Origin of the sequence: Streptomyces sp. W16, assembly GCF_033194735.1 — a bacterium.
GTDB lineage: Bacteria > Actinomycetota > Actinomycetes > Streptomycetales > Streptomycetaceae > Streptomyces.
The window spans coordinates 1-1,902 of sequence record NZ_JAWOAI010000972.1; the positions used below are offsets into that span (position 1 = coordinate 1).

The window sequence follows — 1,902 nt, forward strand, 5'->3', positions numbered from 1 at the left end:
GCCCTTGGCGGAGATGCCCGCGCGCCGGGCCGCCCAGTACCCCGTGGCGATCTTCGTGCCGGCGGTGACCACCGCCAGGGCGAGCGCGGGCAGCAGGACGGGCGGGATGCTCGCGGGGTCGGTGTGCAGGCCGAAGAAGACGAAGAACACTGCGGCGAACAGGTCCCGCAGCGGCGAGAGCAGGCTGTGCGCGCCCTCCGCGGCCTCTCCGGACAGTGCGATGCCGACCAGGAACGCGCCCACGGCGGCGGAGACCTGGAGCTGCTGGGCGAGTCCGGCGACCAACAGGGTCAGGCCCAGGACGACCAGCAGCAGTTTCTCGGGGTCGTCGCTGGAGACGAAGCGGGAGATGTGGCGGCCGTAGCGCACGGCGACGAGCAGCACCAGGGCCGCGGCGCCGAGGGCGACGACCAGCGTGAGGCTGCCCGAGGCGAGGCCCGTGCCGGCGAGGAGTGCGGTGACGATCGGGAGGTAGACGGCCATCGAGAGGTCTTCGAGGACGAGGATGCTCAGGATGACGGGGGTCTCGCGGTTGCCTAGACGGCCCAGGTCGCCGAGGACCTTGGCGATGACGCCGGAGGAGGAGATCCACGTGACCCCGGCCAGCACCACCGCGGCGACCGGTCCCCAGCCGAGCAGCAGAGCCATCGTGGCACCGGGCAGCGCGTTCAGGGCGGCGTCGACGAGACCCGCGCTGTACTGGGTCTTGAGGTTGGAGACGAGATCGCTGGCCGTGTACTCCAGGCCGAGCATCAACAGCAGCAGGATGACGCCGATCTCGGCGCCGATGGCGACGAACTCCTCGCTGGTGCCCAGCGGCAGCAGTCCGCCCTCGCCGAAGGCGAGCCCGGCCAGCAGATAGAGCGGTATCGGGGAGAACTGGAAGCGTGCGGCGAACCGGCCCAGCAGTCCCAGGGCCAGGATGATCGCGCCGAACTCGATCAGGAACCTCGCGGAGGAGTGCATCGCGGTCACTCCCGCCCGAGTATCGCGGCGGCCGACTCGACGCCCTCGCGGGTGCCGATCACGATCAGGGTGTCCCCGCCGGCCAGCCGGAAGTCCGGCGTCGGGGAGGGGACGGCCTCGGCCCGGCGCAGCACGGCCACGATCGAGACACCGGTCTCGGTGCGCATCCTGGTCTCGCCCAGCACCCGCCCGTTCCAGTACGAGAGCGCCGACAACTGGACGCGTTCGGCGACGAGCCCCAGTTCGGTGGTGGACAGCAGGTTCGGGCTGTGGTGTTCGGGCAGCAGCGCGTCGACGAGCGCGGCCGTCTCCGCGGTGGTCAGCCGTACGGACAGGGCGCAGGCGTCCGGATCGTCCGGGCGGTACGCATTCAAGGTCCGCTCGCCGTCCCGGTGCGCGACCACCGAGACACGGCGTTGCTCACGTGTCGTCAGGTCGTAGCGGACACCGATCCCCGGCAACGGCGTACTGCTCACGCGTGGAGTGCCCATGACGTGTCCCCTGTCCCTCGCGGATCTCCGTGAACCTTACACGTTCTTGACCTTGCTTTAATATCTCTTGACCATTCCGACGTCTGCCTACCCGCCGACGAGGACTCCACGAGCACGGACGGACCCCGCGTGGAGTAGCGCGCCCCAGCACGGGCAGAAGGGGATCCGGGTGAGAGGTGGACGGGCATGAGCACACCGTTCGTAGGAATGATCGCGGGCATGGCCCTGGCGTTCGCGGGCTGGTTCGGCGGGTTCGGCGCGTTCCTGCTCGTGGCCGCGCTGGGCGCCCTGGGCTGGGCGGCGGGCCGCTGGGCCGAGGGCGGCGGCAGTGTCCGGGGCATACGGGACGCGTTCGAGCGGAAACGTCGATGACCGGCGCCGTACAGCGGAGCACCACCAGCGTCTCCGAGCGGGCGGTGCGCGGGATCGGCCTTACCGTGCTGTA

The 1,902-nt window shown here is 70.5% G+C and carries 3 protein-coding genes; 1 reads left to right on the forward strand and 2 read right to left on the reverse strand.

Annotated features, from left to right (window positions below; translation table 11 throughout):
• Both R6V09_RS52065 and R6V09_RS52070 read right to left on the reverse strand, forming a co-directional pair.
• Positions 1–966 (reverse strand): cation:proton antiporter (locus R6V09_RS52065; protein ID WP_317888391.1); only part of this gene is annotated, 966 nt, incomplete at its 3' end.
• Positions 967–971: 5 nt separating this feature from the next.
• A complete protein-coding gene (locus R6V09_RS52070; RefSeq protein ID WP_317888392.1) occupies positions 972–1,457 on the reverse strand; it encodes a TrkA C-terminal domain-containing protein in 486 nt (161 codons plus the stop codon).
• Between the two features lie 186 nt (positions 1,458–1,643).
• Between R6V09_RS52070 and R6V09_RS52075 the strand changes: the two genes are divergently transcribed.
• Positions 1,644–1,829: a hypothetical protein gene (locus R6V09_RS52075; protein WP_317888393.1), complete on the forward strand. Its 186-nt coding sequence runs from the start codon at positions 1,644–1,646 to the stop codon at positions 1,827–1,829.
• Positions 1,830–1,902: the final 73 nt, after the last annotated feature.

Bases quoted from the DNA above. Each gene is read 5' to 3' on its own strand.
- R6V09_RS52070 (WP_317888392.1), bottom strand. From the start codon at position 1,457: ATGGGCACTCCACGCGTGAGCAGTACGCCGTTGCCGGGGATCGGTGTC.
- R6V09_RS52075 (WP_317888393.1), top strand. From the start codon at position 1,644: ATGAGCACACCGTTCGTAGGAATGATCGCGGGCATGGCCCTGGCGTTC.